The organism is Clostridium sp. D43t1_170807_H7 (genome assembly GCF_015555905.1).
Classification (GTDB): domain Bacteria; phylum Bacillota; class Clostridia; order Clostridiales; family Clostridiaceae; genus Clostridium.
In genome coordinates this window covers 51320-75688 of record NZ_JADNLK010000011.1, presented here as the reverse complement: position 1 = coordinate 75688, position 24369 = coordinate 51320, and the positions used below count along the sequence as shown (strand labels likewise).

General features: G+C 30.5%; 27 protein-coding genes. 2 read left to right on the top strand and 25 right to left on the bottom strand.

Annotated features, from left to right (window positions below; all coding sequences use genetic code 11):
• Positions 1–32: 32 nt before the first annotated feature.
• The gene (gene iadA / locus I2E98_RS08915; protein ID WP_195468569.1) at positions 33–1205 is read right to left on the bottom strand and encodes a beta-aspartyl-peptidase; all 1173 of its coding nucleotides are present in this window, start codon (positions 1203–1205) and stop codon (positions 33–35) included.
• Positions 1206–1551: 346 nt separating this feature from the next.
• Here iadA and I2E98_RS08910 point away from each other — a divergent pair, with 346 nt between their 5' ends.
• The gene (locus I2E98_RS08910; protein ID WP_195468568.1) at positions 1552–2268 is read left to right on the top strand and encodes a helix-turn-helix transcriptional regulator; all 717 of its coding nucleotides are present in this window, start codon (positions 1552–1554) and stop codon (positions 2266–2268) included.
• Between the two features lie 80 nt (positions 2269–2348).
• Here the strand turns inward: I2E98_RS08910 and ptsP are convergent, their stop codons facing one another.
• From ptsP to I2E98_RS08895, 3 genes are all read right to left on the bottom strand, one after another.
• Positions 2349–3968, bottom strand: a complete 1620-nt coding sequence (ptsP, locus tag I2E98_RS08905) for a phosphoenolpyruvate--protein phosphotransferase (protein WP_195468567.1) — start codon at positions 3966–3968, stop codon at positions 2349–2351.
• A gap of 469 nt (positions 3969–4437) precedes the next feature.
• On the bottom strand, positions 4438–5472 hold the full coding sequence (locus I2E98_RS08900; protein ID WP_195468566.1) for a ribonucleotide-diphosphate reductase subunit beta: 1035 nt from the start codon (positions 5470–5472) through the stop codon (positions 4438–4440).
• A gap of 102 nt (positions 5473–5574) precedes the next feature.
• Positions 5575–7764, bottom strand: coding sequence for a ribonucleoside-diphosphate reductase subunit alpha (locus tag I2E98_RS08895; RefSeq protein ID WP_195468609.1), 2190 nt, complete (start codon positions 7762–7764; stop codon positions 5575–5577).
• 357 nt (positions 7765–8121) lie between these two features.
• On the opposite strand from I2E98_RS08895, the gene I2E98_RS08890 reads away from it, so the two are divergent.
• The gene (locus I2E98_RS08890; RefSeq protein ID WP_195468565.1) at positions 8122–8979 is read left to right on the top strand and encodes a YitT family protein; all 858 of its coding nucleotides are present in this window, start codon (positions 8122–8124) and stop codon (positions 8977–8979) included.
• A gap of 53 nt (positions 8980–9032) precedes the next feature.
• Here the strand turns inward: I2E98_RS08890 and I2E98_RS08885 are convergent, their stop codons facing one another.
• The 21 genes from I2E98_RS08885 to secY all read right to left on the bottom strand — a co-directional run bounded on the left by I2E98_RS08885 (position 9033) and on the right by secY (position 24368).
• Positions 9033–9593, bottom strand: coding sequence for a Fe-S-containing hydro-lyase (locus I2E98_RS08885; protein WP_195468564.1), 561 nt, complete (start codon positions 9591–9593; stop codon positions 9033–9035).
• Between the two features lie 12 nt (positions 9594–9605).
• Positions 9606–10448, bottom strand: coding sequence for a fumarate hydratase (locus tag I2E98_RS08880; RefSeq protein WP_195468563.1), 843 nt, complete (start codon positions 10446–10448; stop codon positions 9606–9608).
• 164 nt (positions 10449–10612) lie between these two features.
• A complete protein-coding gene (gene cwlD / locus I2E98_RS08875) occupies positions 10613–11308 on the bottom strand; it encodes an N-acetylmuramoyl-L-alanine amidase CwlD (RefSeq protein WP_195468562.1) in 696 nt (231 codons plus the stop codon).
• Between the two features lie 121 nt (positions 11309–11429).
• Entirely contained in the window at positions 11430–13031 is a 1602-nt protein-coding gene (locus I2E98_RS08870; RefSeq protein ID WP_195468608.1) for a Na/Pi cotransporter family protein, read from the bottom strand.
• Positions 13032–13304: 273 nt separating this feature from the next.
• Complete coding sequence (rpsI, locus tag I2E98_RS08865) at positions 13305–13697, bottom strand: 30S ribosomal protein S9 (protein ID WP_133016271.1); 393 nt, start codon at positions 13695–13697, stop codon at positions 13305–13307.
• A gap of 26 nt (positions 13698–13723) precedes the next feature.
• Positions 13724–14158 carry a 50S ribosomal protein L13 gene (gene rplM, locus I2E98_RS08860; protein WP_042401459.1) on the bottom strand — a complete coding sequence of 145 codons (435 nt, stop codon included), beginning with the start codon at positions 14156–14158 and terminating at the stop codon, positions 13724–13726.
• A gap of 162 nt (positions 14159–14320) precedes the next feature.
• Positions 14321–15055 (bottom strand): tRNA pseudouridine(38-40) synthase TruA, encoded by a 735-nt coding sequence (gene truA / locus I2E98_RS08855; RefSeq protein WP_195468561.1) that lies wholly within the window; start codon positions 15053–15055, stop codon positions 14321–14323.
• A 25-nt stretch (positions 15056–15080) separates the two neighbouring features.
• Entirely contained in the window at positions 15081–15878 is a 798-nt protein-coding gene (locus tag I2E98_RS08850; protein ID WP_195468560.1) for an energy-coupling factor transporter transmembrane component T, read from the bottom strand.
• 90 nt (positions 15879–15968) lie between these two features.
• On the bottom strand, positions 15969–16823 hold the full coding sequence (locus I2E98_RS08845) for an energy-coupling factor transporter ATPase (RefSeq protein ID WP_195468559.1): 855 nt from the start codon (positions 16821–16823) through the stop codon (positions 15969–15971).
• A complete protein-coding gene (locus I2E98_RS08840; protein WP_195468558.1) occupies positions 16808–17650 on the bottom strand; it encodes an energy-coupling factor transporter ATPase in 843 nt (280 codons plus the stop codon). Before I2E98_RS08840 ends, I2E98_RS08845 begins: the two co-directional genes overlap by 16 nt.
• Before the next feature lie 220 nt (positions 17651–17870).
• Entirely contained in the window at positions 17871–18212 is a 342-nt protein-coding gene (rplQ, locus tag I2E98_RS08835) for a 50S ribosomal protein L17 (RefSeq protein ID WP_195468557.1), read from the bottom strand.
• Between the two features lie 12 nt (positions 18213–18224).
• On the bottom strand, positions 18225–19172 hold the full coding sequence (locus I2E98_RS08830; protein WP_195468556.1) for a DNA-directed RNA polymerase subunit alpha: 948 nt from the start codon (positions 19170–19172) through the stop codon (positions 18225–18227).
• 102 nt (positions 19173–19274) lie between these two features.
• Entirely contained in the window at positions 19275–19895 is a 621-nt protein-coding gene (gene rpsD / locus I2E98_RS08825) for a 30S ribosomal protein S4 (RefSeq protein WP_195468555.1), read from the bottom strand.
• A gap of 31 nt (positions 19896–19926) precedes the next feature.
• A complete protein-coding gene (gene rpsK / locus I2E98_RS08820; RefSeq protein WP_005212098.1) occupies positions 19927–20322 on the bottom strand; it encodes a 30S ribosomal protein S11 in 396 nt (131 codons plus the stop codon).
• A gap of 15 nt (positions 20323–20337) precedes the next feature.
• Positions 20338–20706, bottom strand: coding sequence for a 30S ribosomal protein S13 (rpsM, locus tag I2E98_RS08815; protein WP_042401482.1), 369 nt, complete (start codon positions 20704–20706; stop codon positions 20338–20340).
• A 215-nt stretch (positions 20707–20921) separates the two neighbouring features.
• Complete coding sequence (rpmJ, locus tag I2E98_RS08810) at positions 20922–21035, bottom strand: 50S ribosomal protein L36 (protein ID WP_003448032.1); 114 nt, start codon at positions 21033–21035, stop codon at positions 20922–20924.
• A gap of 41 nt (positions 21036–21076) precedes the next feature.
• Positions 21077–21295: a translation initiation factor IF-1 gene (gene infA, locus I2E98_RS08805; RefSeq protein ID WP_005212092.1), complete on the bottom strand. Its 219-nt coding sequence runs from the start codon at positions 21293–21295 to the stop codon at positions 21077–21079.
• Positions 21296–21302: 7 nt separating this feature from the next.
• Positions 21303–21584 carry a KOW domain-containing RNA-binding protein gene (locus tag I2E98_RS08800; RefSeq protein WP_195468554.1) on the bottom strand — a complete coding sequence of 94 codons (282 nt, stop codon included), beginning with the start codon at positions 21582–21584 and terminating at the stop codon, positions 21303–21305.
• Between the two features lie 83 nt (positions 21585–21667).
• Positions 21668–22417, bottom strand: coding sequence for a type I methionyl aminopeptidase (gene map, locus I2E98_RS08795; protein WP_195468553.1), 750 nt, complete (start codon positions 22415–22417; stop codon positions 21668–21670).
• Positions 22417–23067: an adenylate kinase gene (locus I2E98_RS08790; protein ID WP_195468552.1), complete on the bottom strand. Its 651-nt coding sequence runs from the start codon at positions 23065–23067 to the stop codon at positions 22417–22419. Before I2E98_RS08790 ends, map begins: the two co-directional genes overlap by 1 nt.
• 23 nt (positions 23068–23090) lie before the next feature.
• Positions 23091–24368, bottom strand: coding sequence for a preprotein translocase subunit SecY (gene secY, locus I2E98_RS08785; RefSeq protein ID WP_195468551.1), 1278 nt, complete (start codon positions 24366–24368; stop codon positions 23091–23093).
• Between the last annotated feature and the right edge of the window lies 1 nt (position 24369).

The following is a 24369-nucleotide window of genomic DNA, read 5'->3' as shown; positions in this document are numbered from 1 at the left end:
TTTAGGTAGCCCTTAAATTTTTAATCATATTTTTATTGGAATGTTGGTTTTATAGATGCTTTTCCATCCTCAACAACAATTTTTCCTTTAGCAATTACCATATCAATATCTAAACTGTCTTTATTTACAATAACAAAATCTGCATCTCTTCCTTCTTCTATCTTTCCTTTATTATCTAACTTAAGGAATTCTGCAACATTTGAAGTAATTACCTTTATTGCTTGTTCTATAGGCACATTATGTTCTTTTATGGTATCTTTTACTTCTCTGTAAAGAGTTTTAACAGAGCATATTCCAAGGCCAACTAGTTTTCCATCTCTATCAAATACCGGCATGCTTCCATTTCCATCTGATGAAAATGTTATATGTTTAATATCTACACCCTTCTTTAATAAGAGTGCTAATCCCTCTCCTGCTCTTAGCTCTCCTGGTTCTAAGAATCTTGGATCTGAGCTTGTTGTTAAATCAATAAATCCTCCCTTTTTAGCATATTCAATTCCTACTTCAAATAATTTATCACTTCTATTAATATGTGTAGGTAAGAGTTGAGTTGGTGGAATTTCTGTTTCTTCTATAAGTTTAAATAAATATTCTAACCTTCTAGCACCATCTCCTAAATGTACATTAACAATTCCGGCTTTTCCTGATAATAATCCTCCTACTCTGGCTTGAGCTACAGTGTTTACAAACTCTTGATATGATGATTGTGAACTTCTATGATCTGATAATGCTACTTCTCCAACACCAATAACCTTATCCACCATCATAAAATCACCTTTTATACTTTCTGTAATTGTTTTTACTGGTATCTCATAGGAACCTGTATAGCAATAGGATGTTATTCCTTCTTCTTCTAGTCCTTTTGCTTTTGCAATAAGTGATCTCATATTTCTACATACCCCATCAGTTCCTATGCATCCTACAACTGTGGTAATTCCAGCTTCTACTAAAGAAATCACTGATATTTCTGGAGTTCTTGTCCTAAATCCCCCTTCTCCCCCTCCACCAATAATATGGACATGGCAATCTAAAAATCCCGGAAATAATATTTTATCCTTTCCATCTATTACTTTTATCTCTATAAAATCATTAGGAATATTCACATTATCATATATTCCTTCAATCTTATCATTTACAATAACAACATCTTTCTTACCTAACTTTTCTGGTGCATATACATTTATATTCTTAATAACAGTAATCATTTTTAACCTCCTTTAAATAGTCTAATCTTACTATATTTATTATTATACTTTTCAAATTTATCTATGCTTCTTTGATTAAATCAACAAATGTATATATAAGTACAATAAATTACTCAAATTTTAACTATTAATATGTAAAATTATATAATTAATGGTAAATTACTATTAATTAATGTTACTATATTCTTACTAAATTTAAATTAATTTTTTATATAATAAATCTTGATAATCCCTTTAAAAATCACGATGCAAAGGAAATTTGCGTACTTAAAATATCACTGTAAAATACCAATTGCTAGACTTATATTTAATTTAAATAAATAATTGGTACTGAGGAGGAGAATTTATGAACATTGCAATGTCAATACTTAAAATTAGAAAAGATAAAAAATTAACTCAAGAAGAGTTTGCTAAATTATTTAATGTTACAAGACAAACAGTATCTAATTGGGAAAATGAAAAAAGTTATCCCGACCTACAAACATTGATAAAAATAAGTGATATGTTTGAAATTTCATTAGATACTTTAATGAAAGGGGACAAGACTATGGTTAAAAAATTTGATAAAGAATTATTACAAAATAAACTTATAAAAAATATACTGAAAATATCATCTATTATACTTGCTATACTTGTTATAGCTTATGGTGCCTATACTGCTATTTGGTATAATAATAAAAAGATTTGTGAAGAAAAATTTCAAACTTCTATAACAGATGCAGGATTCAAATTTGATGATAACCTTGGATACTATAAACTTGAATCTAATGAAGCTCTTTATTATACTCCTAATCAAAAAATTTCTGAATATAGTTTTCATTTTTATAATCAAACCATCTCATCTGAAATACCTGATGAAGATGTTTCTATTCTAGTGACAGGTGATGGTAAAGCTTATTTAGAGTTGTCAAATAATTATACCCTTGATTCAGAAGGAAATATAATTAAAGGCAAATTATCTAAACGAGATAAGGTAACTTATGATGAACTAAAAGATCAAATTGCTTTAATGACTAAAAAATCCTTAGAATTATTTGATGAGATTTATGGGCAATACCAATAAAATTTCTAATTATTTTAATTTAAAGAACTATGTCAACACAGAAAAAGAGAGAATCACTAATGCGATTCTCTCTCTATATATTATTCTTGTTCTAATATTATCTTCTTAGCAGATAAGATTGATGTAGCACTCATTGAGAACTCATCTAATCCATATTCAACTAATGTAGGGATAGCAGCTTCATCTCCTGCCATTTCTCCACACATTCCAACCCACTTACCGTGTTTGTGAGCTCCGTCTATAGTCATCTTTATTAATCTTAATACAGCTGGGTGCATTGGATTATAAAGGTATGATACTTTTTCGCTCATTCTATCAGCAGCTAATGTGTATTGGATTAAATCGTTAGTTCCAATTGAGAAGAAGTCAACATACTTAGCTAATTCATCAGCCATAACTGCTGCAGCTGGAATTTCAACCATAATACCCCATTGAGTAGTTTCAGAAGTTTTAACTCCTTCAGCATGTAATTCTGCTCTACATTCTTCAACGAATTCTTTAGCAGCTTGGAATTCTTCTAAGCCAGAAATCATTGGGAACATAACGCATAGGTTTCCGTATACAGAAGCTCTTAATAAAGCTCTGATTTGAACCTTGAATATATCTTTTCTATCTAAACATAATCTTATAGCTCTGTAGCCTAAGAATGGATTCATTTCTTCTGGTAATGGTAAGTAAGGTAATACCTTATCTCCACCGATATCTAATGTTCTGATAACAACTTGCTTACCGTTAGCTTTTTCTAAAACAGTTTTGTAAGCTGTGAATTGCTCTTCTTCAGTTGGAGCTTGGTCTCTGTCCATGTATAAGAATTCAGTTCTGAATAATCCTACACCATCTCCACCGTTAGCTAAAACTTGATCTATATCTTCTGGCTTACCGATGTTACCGCAAACTTCAATTCTCTTACCTGATTTAGTTACAGTTTTAACTTCGATAAGTTTCTTTAATTCTTCTTGTTCTGCTGCAAACTTTTCTTTCTTAGCTTGATATTCAGCAATAACTTCTTCTGATGGGTTAATTATTGCAAATCCTTCAATACCATCAACGATTATTGAATCACCATTTTTAACTGTTTTAGTTATATCTCCTAAACCAACAACAGCTGGAATTTCTAATGTTCTAGCCATAATAGCTGAGTGAGAAGTTCTTCCTCCGATATCAGTTAAGAAACCAACAACTTTAGTTCTATCTAATTGAGCTGTATCTGATGGAGTTAAATCATAAGCAACAACAACTGTATTTGCTTCAGTTATAGCAAATCCACTTCCACCTTTTCCTGCTAAGTTAGAAATGATTCTCTTAGAAACGTCTTTAATATCAGCAGCTCTTTCTCTCATGTAAGCATCATCCATTGATTCAAAAATCATAACGAATGTATCTGTTACATTTTGAACAGCTTTCATAGCATTTAAGCTTTCGCTTTCAACAGTCATTTCCATTTGTCCAGTGAACTCTGGGTCATCTAATAAAGTTAAGTGAGCTTCAAAAACAGCAGCTTCATGTTCACCTATTTCAGCAAGTGTCTTTTCCTTAATTGCTGTTAACTGTTCTTTTGATGCTTCTAAAGCAACTTTTAATTTTTCTTTTTCTGCAGCTACGTCACTAACTTTTGCGTCAGTTATAACTATTTCTTCATGTTCTTGAATGAATACTTTACCTATTGCATAACCTTTTGATGCAGCGATACCTTTTTTCATTTCAATTCTCCTCCTACACTTAAGCATAAACTTAGTACTGTTATTAATATTCTTTATACCTTACATCACTCTACTACAATATTATGTAAATTTCGTGATAAAATATAAACATTTAATTAAATTTATAAATAGATTTTTTATAATTTTAATCTATATTATAGAAATTTTATACGAACAAAAATTATTATAACATATTTTTAAGAACGTTATCATTAAAATTTTTAAAATTTATATTTCCGTGGAAACTTTATCCTAAAAATATAGACTTAAATAGTTAAAGTAAGTATAGAATATATAACTTTAACTGCCCAAATATAAAATTTGGGCTTTTTAAAGGAAACTCGACTCCTTTCAGTCGCTGAGTAAGTTCAAGCAACCAAATATAAAATTTGGGCTTTTTAAATGAAACTCGACTCCTTTCAGTCGCTGAGTAAGTTCAAGCAACCAAATATAAAATTTGGGCTTTCACTTACAAATCATCAACTAAAACACTAGCTTTTGCATATGCTGTTGATTTAGCTTCAAAGAAATCTGTTTTAACAGAATTTGCGTTAGCTAAAGAATCTACCCATGCTGCTGGATTTTTATCATATCCTTCAAATAATGGTTCTAATCCAATTTCCTTTAGTCTTTTATTTCCTAAGAATTTAATATATGATTCAATTAAATTCTTATTAATTCCTTGGATATTCTCTCCTATAACATAATTTCCCCAGTTAATTTCATGTTCAACTCCTGTTTTCATCATAAGTCTTAATTCATTAACTAATTCATCAGTAAATACATCTGCCTCTTCCTTTTGAAGTTCTCTAATTAAGTTTCTAAATAACCAAAGATGCGTATTTTCATCTCTATTTATATAACGTATTTCTTGAGCTGATCCTGGCATTTTTCCATTTCTCTCAAGATTATAGAAAAACATAAAACCTGAGTAAAAATAAATTCCTTCTAATATAAAGTTTGCCATGATTGTCTTTATAAGATTTTCTTTGCTTGGATTTTCTAAAAATTTATTATATTGTTCACCAATAAACTTATTTCTTTCTAAAAGAATTTTATCATCTTTCCATTGATATAAGATTTCATTTCTTTTTTCTGGTGAACATATAGTATCAAGCATGTAACTATAACTTTGTGAATGCACGGCTTCTTGGAAAGCTTGAATAGTTAAACATAAATTAACTTCACTTGCTGTTATATAGTTATTTATATTACTTAAATTAGCTGTTTGTATTGAATCTAAAAATATCAAAAAAGATAAAATCTTATCATATGCAGTTCTCTCATACTCATTAAGCTTATTATAATCTTTTAAATCTTGTGATAAATTTATTTCTTCTGGAATCCAGAAGTTGTTCATCGCCTGCCTATACCAATCAGCAACCCAACCATATTTCATATTATTAAAATCATTTAGGTTAGTAGTATTACCATTTATCATTCTCTTCTTACTAACTTCTATATCACCATTTTCATTAAATAAAGGCTTTTTATTTATATTCATTATTATTCTCCCACTATTCAAATTTGACTATACCTAAGGGGTTCATTAAAATACTTAAACTATTTTTAATTATTTTATACCCTTCCCCTGAGGCACTTTAATTTATGCAGAGCAACTTTCACACTCTTCCACTTCTAAAGATTTTGATCTAACATAATAAATTGATTTAACACCACATTTACATGCAGTTATATATAAGTTCATTATCTGTCTCATAGTAAAATCTGTTGTTATATATAGATTAAATGATTGTCCTTGATCTATATGTCTTTGTCTTATTCCATTTATTTTTAAAGAAAGAGTTTGATCTGTATTATATGCTGAATTATAGAACCAGAAATTTTCCCAACTTAAATTAGGAGCTGTTTTAGGAACTATGCTTCCCTTCTTTTCTTCTAACCAGAATCTTGCCATAACTGGATCTACACCTTCTGATGTCCCTGCTATTGTTGCTGTTGAACCATTAGGAGCAACTGCAAAAAGATACCCATTTCTTAATCCATATTCTTTAATATCTTTTTGTAACTTAATCCACTCTTCTGAATTATAATCTCTTAACTTAAAGTAATCACCATTATCCCAATCTGAGCCTCTAAAGCATGAATATTCTCCTTTTTCTCTTGCAATATTCATACTTGCCTTAATTGCATAATAATTAATTTTTTCATATACCTTATCTGTAAATTCTAAATGTTTTTCATCATTCCAGTGAATTTTATTATTTGCAAGCATATGATGATATCCACTAGTTCCAAGACCAATCGCTCTATATTTTTTATTAGTAACTTCAGCAAAAGGTACTGAATAATAATTTAAATCTATAACATTATCCATAGCTCTTATTTGAGTTTCAACTACATACTCTATCTCTTCATCACTATTTACATCTACATTTCCTAAAACAACAGATGATAAATTACAAACTACAAAATCTCCTGCTTTAGTCTTTTCTACGATAATAGTATCTCCATTTTCATCATACATAGTTGTTTGTTGAATATCCATTGGACTCATATTTTGCATTATTTCAGTACAAAGATTTGAAGAATAAATCATTCCTTTATGTTTATTAGGATTCATTTTATTTACCGTATCTCTATAAAAAGCAAATGGAGTACCTGTTTCAGCTGCACTCTTTATTATTAATCTAACTATATCTTTAACAGACATAACTCTTTTATCTATTCTTTCATCATTAACACAATCATAATATCTTCTTTCCCATTCTTTTCCACAGAAATCTTCTAAAGAATATCCCTTAACAGACTTTATTTCATGAGGACACATCATATACCAATTTGCATCGATATCCTCTTCTGCTAATCTCCAGAATAAATCTGGATAACAAAGACCTGGGAATATATCATGAGCTTTTTTTCTATCATCACCATTATTAGTTCTTAATTGTAAAAACTCTGGAACTTCTTTATGCCATGCATCTAACCATATAGCAACTGATCCACTTCTAACACCTAGCTGATCAACAGCAACTGCTGTATCATTAAATAGCTTTATCCAAGGAATAACTCCTCCTGAAGCACCTTTAAATCCTCTTATTGCTGAACCAATTGCTCTTATTTTTCCTATGTAAATTCCCATTCCACCGCCAAACTTTGAAACTTCAGCAAAGTTATCTAATGATTTATATATTCCTTTTAAACTATCTTCCACTGTATCAATAAAACATGAGCTTAATTGATAAAATGGCTTTCTTGCATTTGACATTGTAGGAGTAGCCATAGTTGCTTTAAGAGAACTTAAAACATCATAAAACCTCTTTGCCCACATAACTCTATTTTCTTGCTTTTCTGGAATAGCTAAGTGCATTGCTATTCCCATAAACATTTGTTGTGGAAGCTCAAGAGGTTTTCTATTATAATCTTGAATTAAATATCTTTTTGTTAATAAATCTATTCCACTATAAGTGAAGATAAAATCTCTTTCAGGCTTTATTTCTTTTTCTAATTCCTCAATTTCAGCTTGAGTATAGTTTTCTAGAATATATTTCCCATATAAATTTTTATCTGTCATCTCATTAATGAACTCATAAAATTTACTATAAGGTTTAACTTCTAAATTTATTCCTCTATTTCTTCTAACCTCATCATATAATCTATATATATATAACTTAGATGCAACATATTGCCATTTAGGCTCTTGTTCAGTAGTTAACTCCAGTGCTGCTTGAATTACAGAGTCTCTAATTCCTTCACTATCCATAGATTCTCTAATTATATTTTTACAACTTTCAATAAGTTTTTCTTTTATATAAATTCCTTGTAAATCATCCATTCCACCAATTGCTTTTTGGCATATATTATCTAAATTAATCACTTTTATTCCTCCACTATATGTTGTACATGCTTATATCTCTCACACAATATATTGTCAATTATAATATTGCTATTTATTCTTGTAAAACAAAATAGAAATCAAAATATAGAAAAAAAAATACTATTTCATTTAATTACTATCTTTTTCTTTATTTATCTATAATAATTATTTATAGAGAATTATTATTCCTTATTATTCCTAAAATAAATCCTTTTATTTTATTAAAAAGTAAGTTAATAAATCACTTAACATAGTTTACTTTTTAATATATAATCTTTATGATGACTATAGATATATCTATACAGAGGTAATATTATGAAAGATTTATTTAAAAGTAAAAGTTTTTATGTTGATGTTGTAGTAATTATAATAGGATGTTTTATCTCCTCTCTAGGAGTAAATTTATTCTTATCTAACGCTGGATTACTAAGCGGCGGAGTAACAGGTATAGGACTAATCCTTCAATACCTATGGAATATTCCATCAGGTATTACTGTATTTATACTTAATATTCCCTTATTTCTTGTAAGCTATAAATTTCTTAGTAAAAGATTTACTATCTATACTGCAATAGGAATGATTTCTTTTTCAACAGCATTAATGATAACCAAGCCTTTATCTTCATTAGTTCAAGTTGATGATACATTATTATATTGCATATATGGTGGTGTTTTTAGTGGAATCGGTTATGGGTTAATATTCTTTAGAAATGGTTCTATTGGAGGAACTGACATAATCACCATGGTTATAAGAAAGAAATATTCTAATCTTGATATAGGTAAAGTTGGATTTGGATTTAACTTAATTATAGTAACTGTAGCAGCCTGTATTTTTGGTTTACCTAAAGCTTTATATACTCTTATATCTCTGTTTATTACAAGCACTATATTAGATAAAGTTTTAAGTGGATTTACTAGTAAAAAACTTCTTCTTATTTTAACTGAAAAAGAAGAAGATATAATAACTTATGTCATTAAAGATATGAATCGTGGTATTACATCTCTTATGGCTGAAGGTGGCTATACTCATAACCAAAAGAAGCTTTTATATGTTGCAGTAACTACATCACAAATGATAAGTTTAAAGAATAAAATTCTTAGAATCGATCCTAAAGCATTTATTACTATAATTGATGTCTCTGAAGTTAAAGGTAAGGGATTCCAAAGTATTTAAGTTATCTTATTAATACTCTATAAATTTTAAAAAAAGCGGATTAAACCGCTTTTTTATTTATTAATACTATTTAAATATTCATTTTTTCCTATTTCATATAAATTATTTCCTTTAGAATCAATAATAACAACTAAAGGCATATCTTTTACTTCTAATTTTCTTATAGCTTCAGCACCTAAATCATCATATGCAATTACTTCACATGAAGTTATACATTTACTTATTAAAGCTCCAGCTCCTCCTATTGCCCCAAAATAAATTGCTTTATTTCTTTTAATTGCATCTATTACTTCTTCATTCCTAGCTCCTTTACCTATCATTCCTTTTAATCCTAAGTCTAAAAGTCTAGGAGCATAACTATCCATTCTATAGCTAGTTGTTGGTCCTGCTGATCCGATGACTTGTCCTTGTTTTTCTGGTGTAGGCCCAACATAATATATAATTTCATCTTTCACATTTATAGGAAGTTCTTTTCCCTCATTTAATAAATTAATTAATCTACCATGAGCTGCATCTCTAGCCGTATATATAGTTCCAGTTAATAGAATACTATCTCCAGCTATTAATCCAGTTGTAATCTCTTCAGTTAAAGGCGTATTTATACTTTTAATCATTTCATATCCCCCTTATATTTCTCTTTCCTTATGCCTTGTGGCATGACAGTTAATATTAACTGCAACAGGTAATCCTGCAATATGAGTTGGATACGTTTCTATATTTAATCCTAAGGCAGTTGTCTTCCCACCAAAACCTTGTGGTCCTATTCCTAACTTATTTATAATCTCTAATAATTCCTCTTCTAAATCACTATAAAATTTGTCTTGGTTTCTTTTATTTAAAGGTCTAATCAATGCCTTCTTAGCTAAATAAGCAGCCTTATCAAATGTACCTCCAATTCCAACCCCAACAACTATTGGAGGACATGGATTAGGTCCAGCTAATTTCACAGTTTCAATTATAAAATCTTTTACCCCTTGTAATCCATCAGAAGGTTTAAGCATCTTTATCCTACTCATATTTTCAGATCCAAATCCTTTAGGTGCTACTGTAATCTTAATCTTATCACCAGGTACTATATCATAATAAATAATAGCAGGTGTATTATCCTTTGTATTAACTCTATGGATAGGATCCTTAACTACTGATTTTCTTAGAAAACCTTCATCATATCCTCTTCTAACCCCCTCATTAATAGCATCTTGTAATAATCCACCAACTATATGTACTTCTTGTCCAATTTCCACAAATACACATGCCATACCTGTATCTTGACATATTGGCATATCTTCCTTTTTGGCAATATTAGAGTTTAATATTAATTGATCTAAAACATTTTCTGCTAATGGCCATGTTTCATTTTCTTTAGCTTTGCATAAAGCTTCCTTTACATCACTTGATAAATAATAGTTTGATTCTATACATAACTCTCTTACCGTGCTAATAATTTCTGATATATGTATTTCTCTCATTGGTGATCCCCCTTTTCATTTTTATAATTTTAGTTTATTATTTTATTACATTTTTTACAAGATTAAGATTATAGATTGCTCTATAAATTATAAGGTCGATATAAGTCGGCTTTATAATTTATTCTATTACTATATAAATATTCTATCTATTTCCTAGGAAATTACTATGATTCTACAGTCTTATTTATATCACCATCAAAATACTTATCAATTCCATTTGATATTCCTTCAACTATCAAATTTTGATGCTCATCACTTTTTAATCTAGACTCTTCATCTGGATTTGATAAAAAGCCACATTCTACTAATATTGAAGCACCTTCATATTTATCTCTTAAAATTAAATATGCTTCAGCAGCTGGCTTTGCTACCCTTTTATTATTATCCTTAACAGATTCTTTTATTGACTCTTGAACAATTGTAGCTAAATTATAACTATTTTCATTTGAAGCATACCATACTTGTGCTCCATAACATTTACTTTGTGGAAACATATTTTGATGAATTGAAACAAATATATCACAATTTGTTTCTTTTTTCATTTCAACTCTTCTATTTAAATCTTCTCTCTTCTTTTCTTTAATAGTATTACCCTTTTGATAAAGCCCTTCATCCTCATCTCTTGTCATATATACCTTATATCCCTTTTCTTCAAGATTATCTCTTAACTTTAATGAAATTTGTAAATTTATATCCTTCTCAATAGTTCCTGCTTTAGATTTTGCTCCGCCATCAATTCCTCCATGACCTGGATCAATCAAAATAACTTTATTCGAATTATCAAAAGCAAATGCATTAACTGGTATTATATAAGTAACAATAAGTAGACATGTAATAATAGCAACAATTACTTTCTTCATGACATATCCTCCATTATTTTAATATCACCTTTATTATGTTTAACTTTTCAACTTATTATACTTGATATATTTCTTACCATTCATAAATTTTGAAAAAAAAGAAGCCCTTTTGGCTTCTTTTTTATGCATTATTTTCAATAACTATTTCAGCTATATTTGTTGAATGATCTCCTATTCTTTCTAAGTTACTTAGTAAGTCTAAGAAGATTGCTCCTGCATAAGCATTACAAGTACCTTCATGTAATCTCTTTATATGTAGGTCTCTATATCTCTTATGTTGTTTATCTATTTCTGCTTCAATATTAGTTATTTCATTAGCTTTGTTTACATCTCTATCAGCATAACTATCAATTGATACATCTAATGCCTTCAGTGTAGTTTGATACATATTAGTTATTTCACTAATAGCCTCTTCACTATATTGTAACTTTTTATTTATTTTTTGAATAGTTAAATCTGCAAGATTTTCAGCATGATCTCCTATTCTCTCTATATCATTTACTATATGGAATGTAGATGCAACTATATTTTTTTCTTTATCTGATAATTCACACTTAGAAAGTTTAACTAAGTATGTAGTTATACATTCTTCAAGGTTATTAATTACTTCTTCATTTTCATAAACTTTTTCAGCTAAACTTTCATCATTCTTAATAAATGAATCCATAGCTAATTCTAAACTTAACTTAGCTTTATTAGCCATTCTTATAGTTTCTTTTAGAACTTGTCCAGCTGCAATTACCGGAGTTTCTAATAATCTATCATCAATATATTTAGGTCCTACCTTTTCATCATCTTCACCCGGTATTATTTTTTCTACAATTTTACATAATATCGGAATTAAAGGTACCATTACTAATGTATTAACTACATTAAATATTGTATGTGCATTAGCTATTTGTCTCTTTACATCACCTGTAAAATATGAAACAAAATCACCTAAGAAACCTGGTATTATTATTGGTAAGAATAATAATGTACCAACAACATTAAATATTAAATGTAACATAGCTGCTCTATGTGCTGTTTTATTTGTACCCACTGTTGCAAGCATTGCTGTTATACAAGTACCAATATTACAACCCATAATTATTGGCAGTGCTTGATTAATGTTTAATGCACCTGCAGTAGCTAATGCTACTAATATTCCTGTAGTAGCTGATGAACTTTGTAATACTGCTGTAATTAAAGCCCCTGCTATTACTCCTAAGTACCAATGTTGTCCTACTGTTGTAAGTATCTCTTGGAACATAGGTAATGTTGTTAATGGCTTCATTGCGCCACTCATTGTTCCCATACCAACAAATAGTATACCGAAACCTAATATTATGTTACCTATTTCTTTTCTTTTCTTACCTTTTACGAACATTACCATCATAGCACCAACAAAAACGAAAACTGGCGCTATTTCATCTAATTTAAATGCAACTAATTGAGCTGTAATAGTTGTTCCTATATTAGCCCCCATAATAATTCCAGCTGCTTGTGCTAAATTCATTAATCCTGCATTAACAAATCCAACTACCATTACAGTTGTATCACTACTACTTTGAATAACCATAGTAACTACTGCACCTACAATTACTGCTACTATAGGATTTTTAGTTACTTTTTCTAGTATCTTCTTTAATCCTTCTCCCGCAGCATTTTCTAGGCCATCACCCATTAGCTTCATTCCGTAGATAAATAGTCCTAATCCACCTAACAACTTGATTATTGTCATTAACGTATCCAAGATTTATTCTCCTTCACTCTTGTATATTTTATATATTTTTATAAAACTTTTATAACGTTAAGTTTACAATAAAATTTAACATTTGTTAATAGATTTCAACATTTTTTAACATAGATTTAATATAAATTTTTACTAAAATATATTTCATGCTAATTTACACCATTTATTTGTTATTAATTTTTTATTTAATTAAATAGCAAAAAAAGCCTTGGAATAAACATTCCAAAGCTTTTGATAAGTCTTTCGCTTGAAAGATCCAAACTATCTCTTAGAGAATTGTGGAGCTCTTCTTGCTTTCTTAAGACCGTATTTCTTTCTTTCTTTCATTCTTGGGTCTCTTGTTACGAAACCAGCTTTCTTTAATTCAGATTTTAAGTTTTCATCTGATTTAATTAAAGCTCTTGTTATTCCGTGTCTGATAGCTCCAGCTTGACCTGTGAATCCACCACCGTGAACGTTAACTAATACGTCAAATTTATCCTTAGTTCCAGTTAAAACTAATGGTTGGTTAACGATCATTCTTAAAGTTTCTAAACCAAAGAAATTTTCGATTTCTCTGTTATTGATAACAACTTTACCGTTTCCTGGTACAAGTCTAACTCTTGCAACTGATTTTTTTCTTCTTCCAGTACCCATGTATTGAACTTTTGCCATTTTTTATTCCTCCTCCCGAGCCTGTATTAGTACTTTAATTCAAGTACTTCTGGTTGTTGAGCTGCGTGTTCGTGCTCAGCACCTTGGTATACTTTTAACTTCTTAAGCATTTTTCTTCCTAATACTCCTGTTGGAAGCATTCTTCTAACAGCTTCTTCGAAAGCGAATTCAGGCTTCTTAGCTAATACTTCTCTATATGGAGTCTCTTTTAATCCACCTGGATATAAGCTGTGCTTTCTCATCATTTTTTGATCTAACTTCTTACCAGTTAAAACAACTTTTTCAGCATTGATAACTATTACGAAATCTCCGCAGTCAACATTTGGTGTAAATGTTGGCTTATTCTTTCCTCTTAATATTGAAGCAACTTGGCTAGCAACTCTTCCTAGTGGCTTACCAGCAGCATCAACAACATACCATTTTCTTTCAACTTCTTGTGCTTTTGCAATGTATGATTTCATGTTTTTCCCTCCCTGAACTTACATTTATCGTTATACCTCATATGTATAACATTTATGTCAAGACCTCGGGGCTCGTGGCCTTTCGTACATAAATTATTCTAACAAACAAAATAAATTATAATACACGCTTACGGGCGTGTCAACAATTTTTATTAATTTTTTTTAATAATACACTTCTTTCAGTAACAAGCCATTAGGTGGAACACAATCACCTGCTAGTGTTCTATCTTTTTGGGCTATTATATCTGATATAGAACTGGCTGGAGTCTTTCCTCTTCCAACATTTATTAAGGTCCCAACTATTATTCTAACCATATTGTATAAAAAACCATCACCACTTACAGAAATTTTTATAATTTTTTCTGTTTTCTCTACTTTTACATCAAAAATAGTTCTTATAGTTCCTTTTACTGAACTTCCTTGCGTTTTAAATGCAGCAAAATCATGAGTCCCAATAAATTGTCTTGCCCCCTCCTTCATTAATTCGATATCCAAATCATATTTATAATGATACACTTGATTTCTCATCAATGCTGAAGGTACCTGATCATTTAATATGTAATACTCATATGTTTTACCTTTAGCACAATACCTAGCATGAAAATCATTTTCCACCTTTTCTGATTTAATCACAACTATATCATTAGGTAATTTAACATTTAGTGCCTCTCTAAATCTTTCTGGAGGCACTTTACTATTTGTTTTAAAGTTAGCAACAAACCCTTTAGCATGAACTCCTGCGTCTGTTCTAGAACTTCCTGTTACCTCACAAGGTTCCTTAGTAACAAGAAAGAGAGCCTCTTCTATCTCTCCTTGTATTGTTTTCATTCCTTTTTGCTTTTGCCAACCATAATAATTAGTTCCATCATACTCTAAAGTTAATTTTATATTATTCAACTTATCACCTTTTTTATTCAAATTATTAAATTGCAAATCTAACAATAAGAGTACTTGCAAATAATAATGCGAAAACTCCAAATGCAATAAAATCCTTAGAAGTGAACTTTAAAACTTTCATTCTAGTTCTACCAGCTCCCCCTCTATAACATCTTGCTTCCATAGCCATAGCAAGTTCATCAGCTCTTCTAAATGAACTAATAAATAATGGTACTAGTAAAGGTATTAAACTTTTTGCTTTTTTTACTAATCCACCAGTTTCAAAATCAGCCCCTCTGGCTTTTTGTGCTTTCATTATTTTATCAGTCTCATCTATAAGCGTAGGTATAAATCTTAGCGCGATTGTCATCATCATAGCTAACTCATGTGCAATTTCTTTTCCGATAGGTCTTAATAGCCTTTCTATTCCATCTGTTAATTCTATAGGAGATGTTGTTAATGTTAAAACTGAAGTTCCCATTATAAGAAGTATTAATCTCATTGCCATAAAAAATGCAGTTCTTATTCCTGATTCATAGATTTTTATAAATCCAAGATGAAAAATCAATCTCCCATCTCTAAGCATAAAAATATTTAATATAGCAGTTAATGCTACTAATAAGAATACAGGCTTTAATCCTTTATAAAGATATCTTGGAGATATCTTTGCAATATAAACCACCAAAGCTAAAAATGCTACAACAAATATATATCCCACAAATTTATCAACAATAAATAAACTTATTATAAATAAAAATGAAATTAATATCTTTGTTCTTGGATCTAGTTTATGTATAAAAGATTCACCTGGTATATATTGACCTATAGTTATATCTTTAATCATATTAAACTTCTCTCTTTCATATATTTTTAACTAAACAAATTGTATAAATTTTAAAATATTATCTTCAAAACAACCTTATTATTTGTTAAATTATTTTTTTAATAATACCCTTAAAAGTTCTTTGCTACCTTGCTCTACAGTAAATACTTCATCAGAAACATTAAATCCTTTTTCTCTTAGAGCTCTCATTAAATAGGTCACTTGTGGTACTGCTAAACCTATACTTTCTAATGTCTCAACCTCTTTAAATATTTCTGCTGGTTTACCCATTAAAGCTATTTTTCCTTTATTCATAACAACTATTCTTTCAGCTAGCTTTCCAACATCCTCCATGCTGTGACTAACTAATACAATTGTCATTTTATATTTTTCATGAAGAGTTTTTATTTGTTCTAAAATATCATCTCTTCCTTTAGGATCTAATCCTGCTGTAGGTTCATCTAATATTAATACTTTTGGTTCCATAGCAATAACACCAGCTATAGCAACTCTTCTTTTTTGTCCTCCACTTAAATCAAATGGTGAGACATCTTTATAGCTTTCATAATCTAATCCAACCATTTCCATAGCTCTTTTAACTCTATCAGAAACCTCTTCTTCACTTAATCCTAGATTGTTAGGCCCAAATGCTATATCTTTTTCAATTGTTTCTTCAAATAATTGATATTCTGAATACTGAAATACTAAACCTATTTTCTTTCTTATATCTGTAAGTTTAGTTTCTTTATTTGTAATATCAATATTATCAACTAAAATCCTTCCTGAACTAGGTTCTAATAAACCATTTAAGTGTTGTATTAAAGTTGACTTTCCTGATCCTGTATGCCCTATTAAAGCTAAAAACTCTCCGTCCTCAATAACTAAGTTAATATCATCTAATGCTTTTTTTTCAAAGGGTGTTTTAGGCATATATATATGTGTTAAATTTTCTATCTTAATTGACATAATGCACTCACCATCTCATTCACATTTAAAATTTTAGTATCTATATCTATACCAGCTTTTCTAAGTTCATAACATATTTCCGTTACTTGTGGAACATCTAAACCTATCTTCTTCATAGTTTCAACATGTGAAAAAACATCGCGTGGAATACCTTCAATGATAACTTTTCCTTTATCCATTACTACAACTCTATCTGCTTCCGCTGCTTCATCCATATAGTGAGTTATTAGTATTACAGTTATTCCATGCTTCTTATTTAATTCCTTAATATTATTAATTACTTCTTTTCTTCCTGATGGATCAAGCATCGCTGTTGGTTCATCAAAAATTATGCACTTAGGTTGCATAGCTAATATTCCAGCAATGGCAATTCTTTGTTTTTGCCCTCCTGATAATAAATGAGGTGCATGTCTTTTATACTCACTCATTCCAACTTTATCTAAAGCATCATCAACTCTTTGTCTAATTTCTTGTGGCGGAATACCTAAATTTTCTGGTCCAAATGCCACATCCTCTTCTACTATTGTAGCTACTAATTGGTTATCTGGATTTTGAAACACCATTCCAGCAGTAGATCTTATATCCCATATGTTATTTTCATTCCCTGTATCTAGTCCATTAACGATAACAGTTCCCTCTGTAGGTGTTAATAATGCATTCATATGCTTTGCTACTGTTGATTTTCCTGATCCGTTGTGTCCTAATATTACTAAAAATTCACCTTTACTAACCTCTAGATTTAATCCATCGATAGCTAATTTCTCTATTCCTTCTTCACCTGTAGAATATTTAAATACTACATTTTTACACTCTATCATTTTCTCCATATATATCCCTCCTTTAGTAGCATATTAATTATATAACTAAGTTCTATAAATTTTATATAAATTTCCATAACTTAATTATATATAAGCATAAATTAATTACAAGTATTTTACTTAAGTTATTATTTTCTTATATTTTGCAACAAAAAAATATTTAATCACTATTTTTATATTTTTATATACAAAAATGGGGATTAAGTTAAACTTAATCCCCAGAGTGAAATTATACTAATTCAAGTATAACAACTTCAGCTCCGTCTCCTCTTCTAGGACCTTTTTTGATCATTCTAGTATATCCGCCGTTTCTTTCAGCGTACTTTGGAGCGATTTCATCAAATAATGTCTTAACTACTTCTTCTTCTAAAACGTAAGCTAAAACTTGTCTTCTAGCGTGAAGATCTCCTCTTTTTGCAAGAGTAATCATCTTTTCAGCTATAGATCTAGCTTCTTTAGCTCTAGTTTCAGTAGTTTCAATTCTACCATGCTTTAAGAAGCTAGTAACAAGACTTCTTAACATAGCTCTTCTTTGGTCTGTAGAAAGACCTAACTTACGATAACCTGCCATGGATTTACCTCCCTACTCGTCGCTTAGTTTTAAGGCTAAACCTAATTCCTTAAGCTTTCTTTCAACTTCTTCTAAGGATTTCTTTCCTAGATTTCTTACCTTCATCATATCATCCATTGATTTACCAGCAAGTTCTTGAACTGTATTGATTCCAGCTCTCTTTAAACAGTTATAAGATCTAACTGAAAGGTCTAGTTCTTCAACAGTCATTTCTAGGACTTTTTCCTTTTTATCTTCTTCTTTTTCAATCATAATTTCAACATCATTAGTCGCAACGCCTAATGACATGAATAATTTGAAGTGCTCTATTAAAATCTTAGCAGATAAGCTTATAGCTTCATCTATTTTAATAGTTCCATTAGTCCAAATTTCAAGTGTTAATTTGTCATAATCAGTGATTTGACCAACTCTTGTGTTGTCAACAGTAAAGTTAACTCTCTTAACTGGAGTGTATATAGAATCAATAGCTATTGCTGAAAGTGGTAATGCATCACTCTTATTTTTATTTTGAGTAACATATCCTCTTCCTCTATTAACTGTTAATTCCATGTACAGTCTTCCATTTTCATCAAGAGTTGCAATGTGTAAATCTTTGTTTATAACTTCAACATTTCCATCAGTCTTAATGTCTGCACCTGTAACAACTCCAGGTCCTTTAGCATCTATATAAATAGTTTGTGGACCTTCGCCTTCCATTGTAAGTGCTAAAGATTTAATGTTAAGAATTAATTCAGTAACATCTTCTTTAACCCCTTGTACAGTTGAGAATTCATGAAGTACTCCATCAATTTTAATTGATGTAGTAGCTACACCTGGAAGTGATGATAAAAGAATTCTTCTCATCGCATTTCCAAGTGTAATACCATATCCTCTTTCTAATGGCTCAACTACATATTTACCATATGTACCATCTTCATTTGATTCTATACACTCAATTATTGGCTTTTCTATTTCTAACATGTACAAACCCTCCTTGTATATAAAATGGCAACCTTATTACGAGGGCAACTGATTCCATTTAATAATCTAATATAATATCTTAATATTAAAAATATTAATTTATTATTTGCTGTATAATTCGACAATTAGAGTTTCGTTAACTGGTACGTCAATGTCTTCTCTAGCTGGCGCAGCAACTACTTTACCTTCATAGTTTTCAACGTTAGCTTCTAACCATTTTGGTAATGTCTTTGGATTTTCTACGAAAGTCTTGAACTTTTCAGTTCCTCTGCTCTTTTCGCAAACAGATACTACATCATTAACTGATACTTTGTATGATGGAATATCAACTTTCTTACCATTTACTAAGAAATGTCCATGAGTAACTAATTGTCTAGCTTCATTTCTTGAAGCACCGTATCCTAATCTATAAACAACGTTATCTAATCTCATTTCTAGTAACATTAATAAGTTTTCACCAGTGATTCCCTTCATGTGGTCAGCCTTTTCATAGTAAGTTCTGAATTGACCTTCTAAAACACCGTATATTCTTCTAGCTTTTTGCTTTTCTCTTAATTGTACTCCGTAGTTAGATAACTTTTTCTTAGCTGCTCCGTGTTGTCCTGGTGCATAGCTTCTTCTTACGAAAGCACATTTATCTGTATAACATCTATCTCCCTTAAGGAATAGCTTTTGACCTTCTCTTCTACATAATCTACATGTAGCTCCAGTATATCTTGCCATTCGTTACACCTCCTGTTGAATTTAAATATAATTAGACTCTTCTTCTCTTCGGTGGTCTACATCCGTTGTGTGGAATTGGAGTAACGTCTTTAATTAGAGTTACTTCTAAACCTGCAGCTTGTAATGATCTTATAGCTGCTTCTCTACCAGCACCTGGTCCTTTAACGTATACTTCTATACTCTTTAAACCGTGTTCCATAGCTGCTTTAGCTGCAGTTTCTGCTGCCATTTGAGATGCAAATGGTGTGCTCTTTCTTGAACCTCTGAAACCTAAAGCTCCAGCACTTGACCATGATAAAGCATTTCCAGCCGCATCAGTTAAAGTAACTATTGAGTTATTGAAAGTTGATTGGATGTGTGCAGCACCATGCTCAACATTCTTTCTTTCTTTTCTTCTTCTAGTAGTCTTTTTGACTTTTTGAGCCATCGAAATCCCTCCTTACTACTTCTTCTTATTTGCGATAGTCTTCTTAGGACCTTTTCTAGTTCTAGCGTTAGTCTTAGTTTTTTGTCCTCTAACTGGAAGACCTTTTCTATGTCTGATTCCTCTGTAACAACCTATTTCAACTAATCTCTTAATATTTAAAGCAACATCTCTTCTTAAGTCACCTTCAACCATTAAGTTCTTGTTTACATAGTTTCTGATTTCATTTACTTCATCCTCAGTAAGATCCTTAATTCTAGTATCTGGATTAATTCCAGTAGTAGCTAATATCTTTTGAGAAGTAGATAAACCAACTCCGTATATATATGTTAGACCTATTTCAACTCTTTTTTCCTTTGGTAGGTCAACTCCTGCTATTCTTGCCATTTGAACTTACACCTCCTGTTTATTGAAATGCAATTTTTTTATTTTTGCTTTTGATAAATTTATATTAAAATCTTAGGTCGATAGATCAAAAACCTATCGTCAGCCGTACCTAAAATTAATAAGCTGATTTAAACGCCTATATAATAATATTGAACTTTCAAAAAAAAGTCAACATATTAATATTTGTAAATTATTCTGCCTAATATGAAATTATATTAGCCTTGTTTTTGCTTGTGCTTAGGATTTTCACAGATTACCATTACTCTTCCTTTTCTTCTTATAATCTTGCACTTTTCGCAAATAGGCTTAACTGATGGTCTTACTTTCATCGCTAACCCTCCTTGTGTAATTTATGGTAAACTTTTTTACCTTATTTTGCTCTCCAAGTAATTCTTCCTCTTGTTAGGTCATATGGAGAAAGTTCTATAGTAACCTTATCTCCAGGTAGAATTCTTATGAAGTTCATTCTTAATTTTCCTGATATGTGAGCTAAAATTTTATGACCACTTTCTAACTCAACTTGAAACATTGCATTTGGTAAAGCCTCTAGGACTACACCTTGCATTTCTATTACATCATCTTTTGACATAAGGTAATCAACCCTCCTTAACAATGCCTTTTAGTTTTAGAAATCTTTTAATTTTTAAATCAGTACCTTTATCCTTTAATATAACTGATGCTTTAATCTCATCATCTACATTTTCTAAAACAATAAAATGTTTTATGTTTTTCTTCTTAGGCATCTGAATTGTCTTATTACTTCCATTACTTAGAAGGTAATAATCATCATCAACTTTATCAACAATAACGTAATAATGATCTTTATCTCTTCCGCATTTTGAAAGAACAATTTTCCCAATTAAGTCATTGTTTTGCAAATTTCTTTCACCTCGATGATTACCTTAGTCATAAATCTACAAGCCACCTTTTGGTATCATGCGAATTTATAACTAAGCAACACTTATTTAATTAGTGTTAATATCTCCGGTCCATCTGGTAAAATTACAACAGTGTTTTCATAGTGAGCCGAAAGGCTCTTATCTGCTGAGACTACTGTCCAATCATCACCTAAAGTAGCTACTCTATATGTTCCCATATTAACCATAGGTTCTATAGCTAAAGTCATACCAGCAACTAATTTTGGACCTCGGCCTGGTCTTCCGAAGTTAGGAATTTCCGGATCCTCATGGACACTTCTTCCTATCCCGTGACCTACGAAATCTCTTACAACTGAGAAACCTGAAGCCTCAACATAGCGTTGTATTTCATGTGAAATATCAGTTAGTCTATTTCCTACTTTAGCAAACTCCAAACCTTTAAAGAAAGATTCTTCAGTAACTTTTATAAGTTTATTTGCTTCTTCTGAAATATCACCTACAGCAAATGTTCTTGCTGCATCACCGTGGAATCCATTAATGTTTGCTCCACAGTCTACACTAATAATATCTCCCTCTTTTAATACATACCCTCCTGGTATTCCATGAACTACTTGCTCATTAACAGATATACATAGTGAAGCAGGAAATCCATAGAGCCCTTTAAATGAAGGTATTGCCCCATGCTTAGTTATAAATTCTTCTGCTATCCTATCTAATTCAGCAGTAGTTATTCCTGGTTTAACTTTTTTTTCAACAAGTAGTAGAGTTTCTGCTACAATTCTTCCTGCAATTCTCATTAGGTCGATTTCTTTATCATTTTTGATAATAATCATTAGTTTGCACTCCCTAATATATTACAGATACCTTCGAATACTTCATTAATAGCTTTTGTTCCATCTACTGTGGAAAGTAAGTTTTTCTCTTTATAAAAATCAATCAGTGGTTGTGTTTGTCTTTCATAGACATCTAGTCTCTCTTTTACTGTTTCTTCAACATCATCTTTTCTTTGGATAATGTTATCACCACAAACATCACAAACTCCATCAACAGCTGGTGGATTAAATTTGATATGATAACTAGCTCCACATGATAAACAAACTCTTCTTCCTGTCATTCTTTCAAGTATGAAACTGCTAGGTACTTCGATACATAAAGCTGTATCTAAGTTTTCATTTCTTGAATCTAAAAACTCTTGTAGAGCTTCAGCTTGAGCAACAGTTCTTGGGAATCCATCTAATAGATAACCATTTTTACAGTCTTCCCATGTTAGTCTATCTTTAACCATATTAATAGTTACTTCATCTGGCACTAATTGACCATTGTCAATATATTGCTTAGCTTCTATTCCTAAAGGGGTTTCTTCTGAAATATTCTTTCTAAAGATATCCCCAGTAGAAATATGTGGTATAGAGTATCTATTACTAATTGATTTTGCCTGTGTTCCTTTTCCAGCCCCAGGAGGACCTAATAATACTATCTTCACGGGCATCATCTCCATTATAAAATCTATTTTAAGAATCCTTGATAGTGTCTCATAACTAATTGTGAATCTAATTGTCTAGAAAAATCTAAACCAACTCCAATTAAAATTAACATTGACGTTCCACCAAATTGAATTCCTCTTAAATCTGTATAATTACTAATTAATATTGGAGTAACAGCTAGTAATGCTGCAAATACTCCCCCGATTAGAGATACTTTTGTAAGTACTCTTTCAAAATACTTCTCTGTAGCTTCACCTGGTCTTACACCTGGTACAAAACCTGCAGACTTATGAAGATTTTCAGCCATTTCATCTGGTTTAAATGTTATTTGAGTATAGAACCAAGTAAAGAATACTGTTAATACTGCATAACAAACTGGATACATCCATGTACTTTTATTAAAAATACTATATGGATTAGTTAATATCCATTTAGACCATCCCTTAGTTGGGAAGAAATTAGCTATTGTTTCAGGGAACATCATTACAGACATTGCAAATATTATTGCAATAACCGCTGATCCAATTAAACTTAATGGTATATGAGTAGATTGACCTTTCATAACCTTAGCACCTACAGCCTTACCAGCATATTGGATTGGCACTCTTCTCTCTGCTAATGAGAAGTAAATTGTAACTGCTAATAGTGCTAATGCACCAATTAAGAATAATGCTATTTCTATTATAGAAATTTCACCTGCTTCTTTTAATGTAAATAATGACATTAAAGTTGTAGGTAATTGAGATACTATATTAACGAATATTAATATTGAAACCCCATTTCCAAATCCTTTTTGAGTTATTTGGTCACCAAGCCACATACAGAAAGTAGATCCTACAACTAATGAAATTAGTACTACCGCTTTTTGAGCTGTTCCTAATCCACTTGCGGCACCTTGTGCTGCAATCATTGAGTAAATTCCTATTGCTAATACAAACCCTATTGCTATAGAGGCATATCTTGTAATAGATTGAATTTTCTTTCTACCTTCTTCACCTTCTTTAGAAAGTTGTTCTAAAGATGGAATTGCAATTGTTAATAATTGCATTATGATTGATGCATTAATATAAGGTGAAACACTTAATGCAAATATACTGAATTTACTTAAAGCTCCTCCAGATATTAAATTGTAAAACCCAAGCAACCCATCAGAGTTAGTCATTGAGCTTAAATAACTAGTATCAATTCCAGGAACCGGAATATGTATTCCTATCCTGAAAATTGCTACTAAAAATATCGTCCATAAAAATCTTTTTCTTAGTTCCGGAACCTTCCAGGCATTACGTAGGGTTGATAGCATA

What these genes read in the sequence shown, in the direction of transcription:
- iadA (WP_195468569.1), bottom strand. Translation starts at nt 1,205, where the DNA reads ATGATTACTGTTATTAAGAATATAAATGTATATGCACCAGAAAAGTTA.
- I2E98_RS08910 (WP_195468568.1), top strand. Translation starts at nt 1,552, where the DNA reads ATGAACATTGCAATGTCAATACTTAAAATTAGAAAAGATAAAAAATTA.
- ptsP (WP_195468567.1), bottom strand. Translation starts at nt 3,968, where the DNA reads ATGAAAAAAGGTATCGCTGCATCAAAAGGTTATGCAATAGGTAAAGTA.
- I2E98_RS08900 (WP_195468566.1), bottom strand. Translation starts at nt 5,472, where the DNA reads ATGAATATAAATAAAAAGCCTTTATTTAATGAAAATGGTGATATAGAA.
- I2E98_RS08895 (WP_195468609.1), bottom strand. Translation starts at nt 7,764, where the DNA reads ATGGATGATTTACAAGGAATTTATATAAAAGAAAAACTTATTGAAAGT.
- I2E98_RS08890 (WP_195468565.1), top strand. Translation starts at nt 8,122, where the DNA reads ATGAAAGATTTATTTAAAAGTAAAAGTTTTTATGTTGATGTTGTAGTA.
- I2E98_RS08885 (WP_195468564.1), bottom strand. Translation starts at nt 9,593, where the DNA reads ATGATTAAAAGTATAAATACGCCTTTAACTGAAGAGATTACAACTGGA.
- I2E98_RS08880 (WP_195468563.1), bottom strand. Translation starts at nt 10,448, where the DNA reads ATGAGAGAAATACATATATCAGAAATTATTAGCACGGTAAGAGAGTTA.
- cwlD (WP_195468562.1), bottom strand. Translation starts at nt 11,308, where the DNA reads ATGAAGAAAGTAATTGTTGCTATTATTACATGTCTACTTATTGTTACT.
- I2E98_RS08870 (WP_195468608.1), bottom strand. Translation starts at nt 13,031, where the DNA reads ATGACAATAATCAAGTTGTTAGGTGGATTAGGACTATTTATCTACGGA.
- rpsI (WP_133016271.1), bottom strand. Translation starts at nt 13,697, where the DNA reads ATGGCAAAAGTTCAATACATGGGTACTGGAAGAAGAAAAAAATCAGTT.
- rplM (WP_042401459.1), bottom strand. Translation starts at nt 14,158, where the DNA reads ATGAAATCATACATTGCAAAAGCACAAGAAGTTGAAAGAAAATGGTAT.
- I2E98_RS08850 (WP_195468560.1), bottom strand. Translation starts at nt 15,878, where the DNA reads ATGATTAAAGATATAACTATAGGTCAATATATACCAGGTGAATCTTTT.
- I2E98_RS08845 (WP_195468559.1), bottom strand. Translation starts at nt 16,823, where the DNA reads ATGTCAATTAAGATAGAAAATTTAACACATATATATATGCCTAAAACA.
- I2E98_RS08840 (WP_195468558.1), bottom strand. Translation starts at nt 17,650, where the DNA reads ATGGAGAAAATGATAGAGTGTAAAAATGTAGTATTTAAATATTCTACA.
- rplQ (WP_195468557.1), bottom strand. Translation starts at nt 18,212, where the DNA reads ATGGCAGGTTATCGTAAGTTAGGTCTTTCTACAGACCAAAGAAGAGCT.
- I2E98_RS08830 (WP_195468556.1), bottom strand. Translation starts at nt 19,172, where the DNA reads ATGTTAGAAATAGAAAAGCCAATAATTGAGTGTATAGAATCAAATGAA.
- rpsD (WP_195468555.1), bottom strand. Translation starts at nt 19,895, where the DNA reads ATGGCAAGATATACTGGAGCTACATGTAGATTATGTAGAAGAGAAGGT.
- rpsK (WP_005212098.1), bottom strand. Translation starts at nt 20,322, where the DNA reads ATGGCTCAAAAAGTCAAAAAGACTACTAGAAGAAGAAAAGAAAGAAAG.
- rpsM (WP_042401482.1), bottom strand. Translation starts at nt 20,706, where the DNA reads ATGGCAAGAATAGCAGGAGTTGACCTACCAAAGGAAAAAAGAGTTGAA.
- rpmJ (WP_003448032.1), bottom strand. Translation starts at nt 21,035, where the DNA reads ATGAAAGTAAGACCATCAGTTAAGCCTATTTGCGAAAAGTGCAAGATT.
- infA (WP_005212092.1), bottom strand. Translation starts at nt 21,295, where the DNA reads ATGTCAAAAGATGATGTAATAGAAATGCAAGGTGTAGTCCTAGAGGCT.
- map (WP_195468553.1), bottom strand. Translation starts at nt 22,417, where the DNA reads ATGATTATTATCAAAAATGATAAAGAAATCGACCTAATGAGAATTGCA.
- secY (WP_195468551.1), bottom strand. Translation starts at nt 24,368, where the DNA reads ATGCTATCAACCCTACGTAATGCCTGGAAGGTTCCGGAACTAAGAAAA.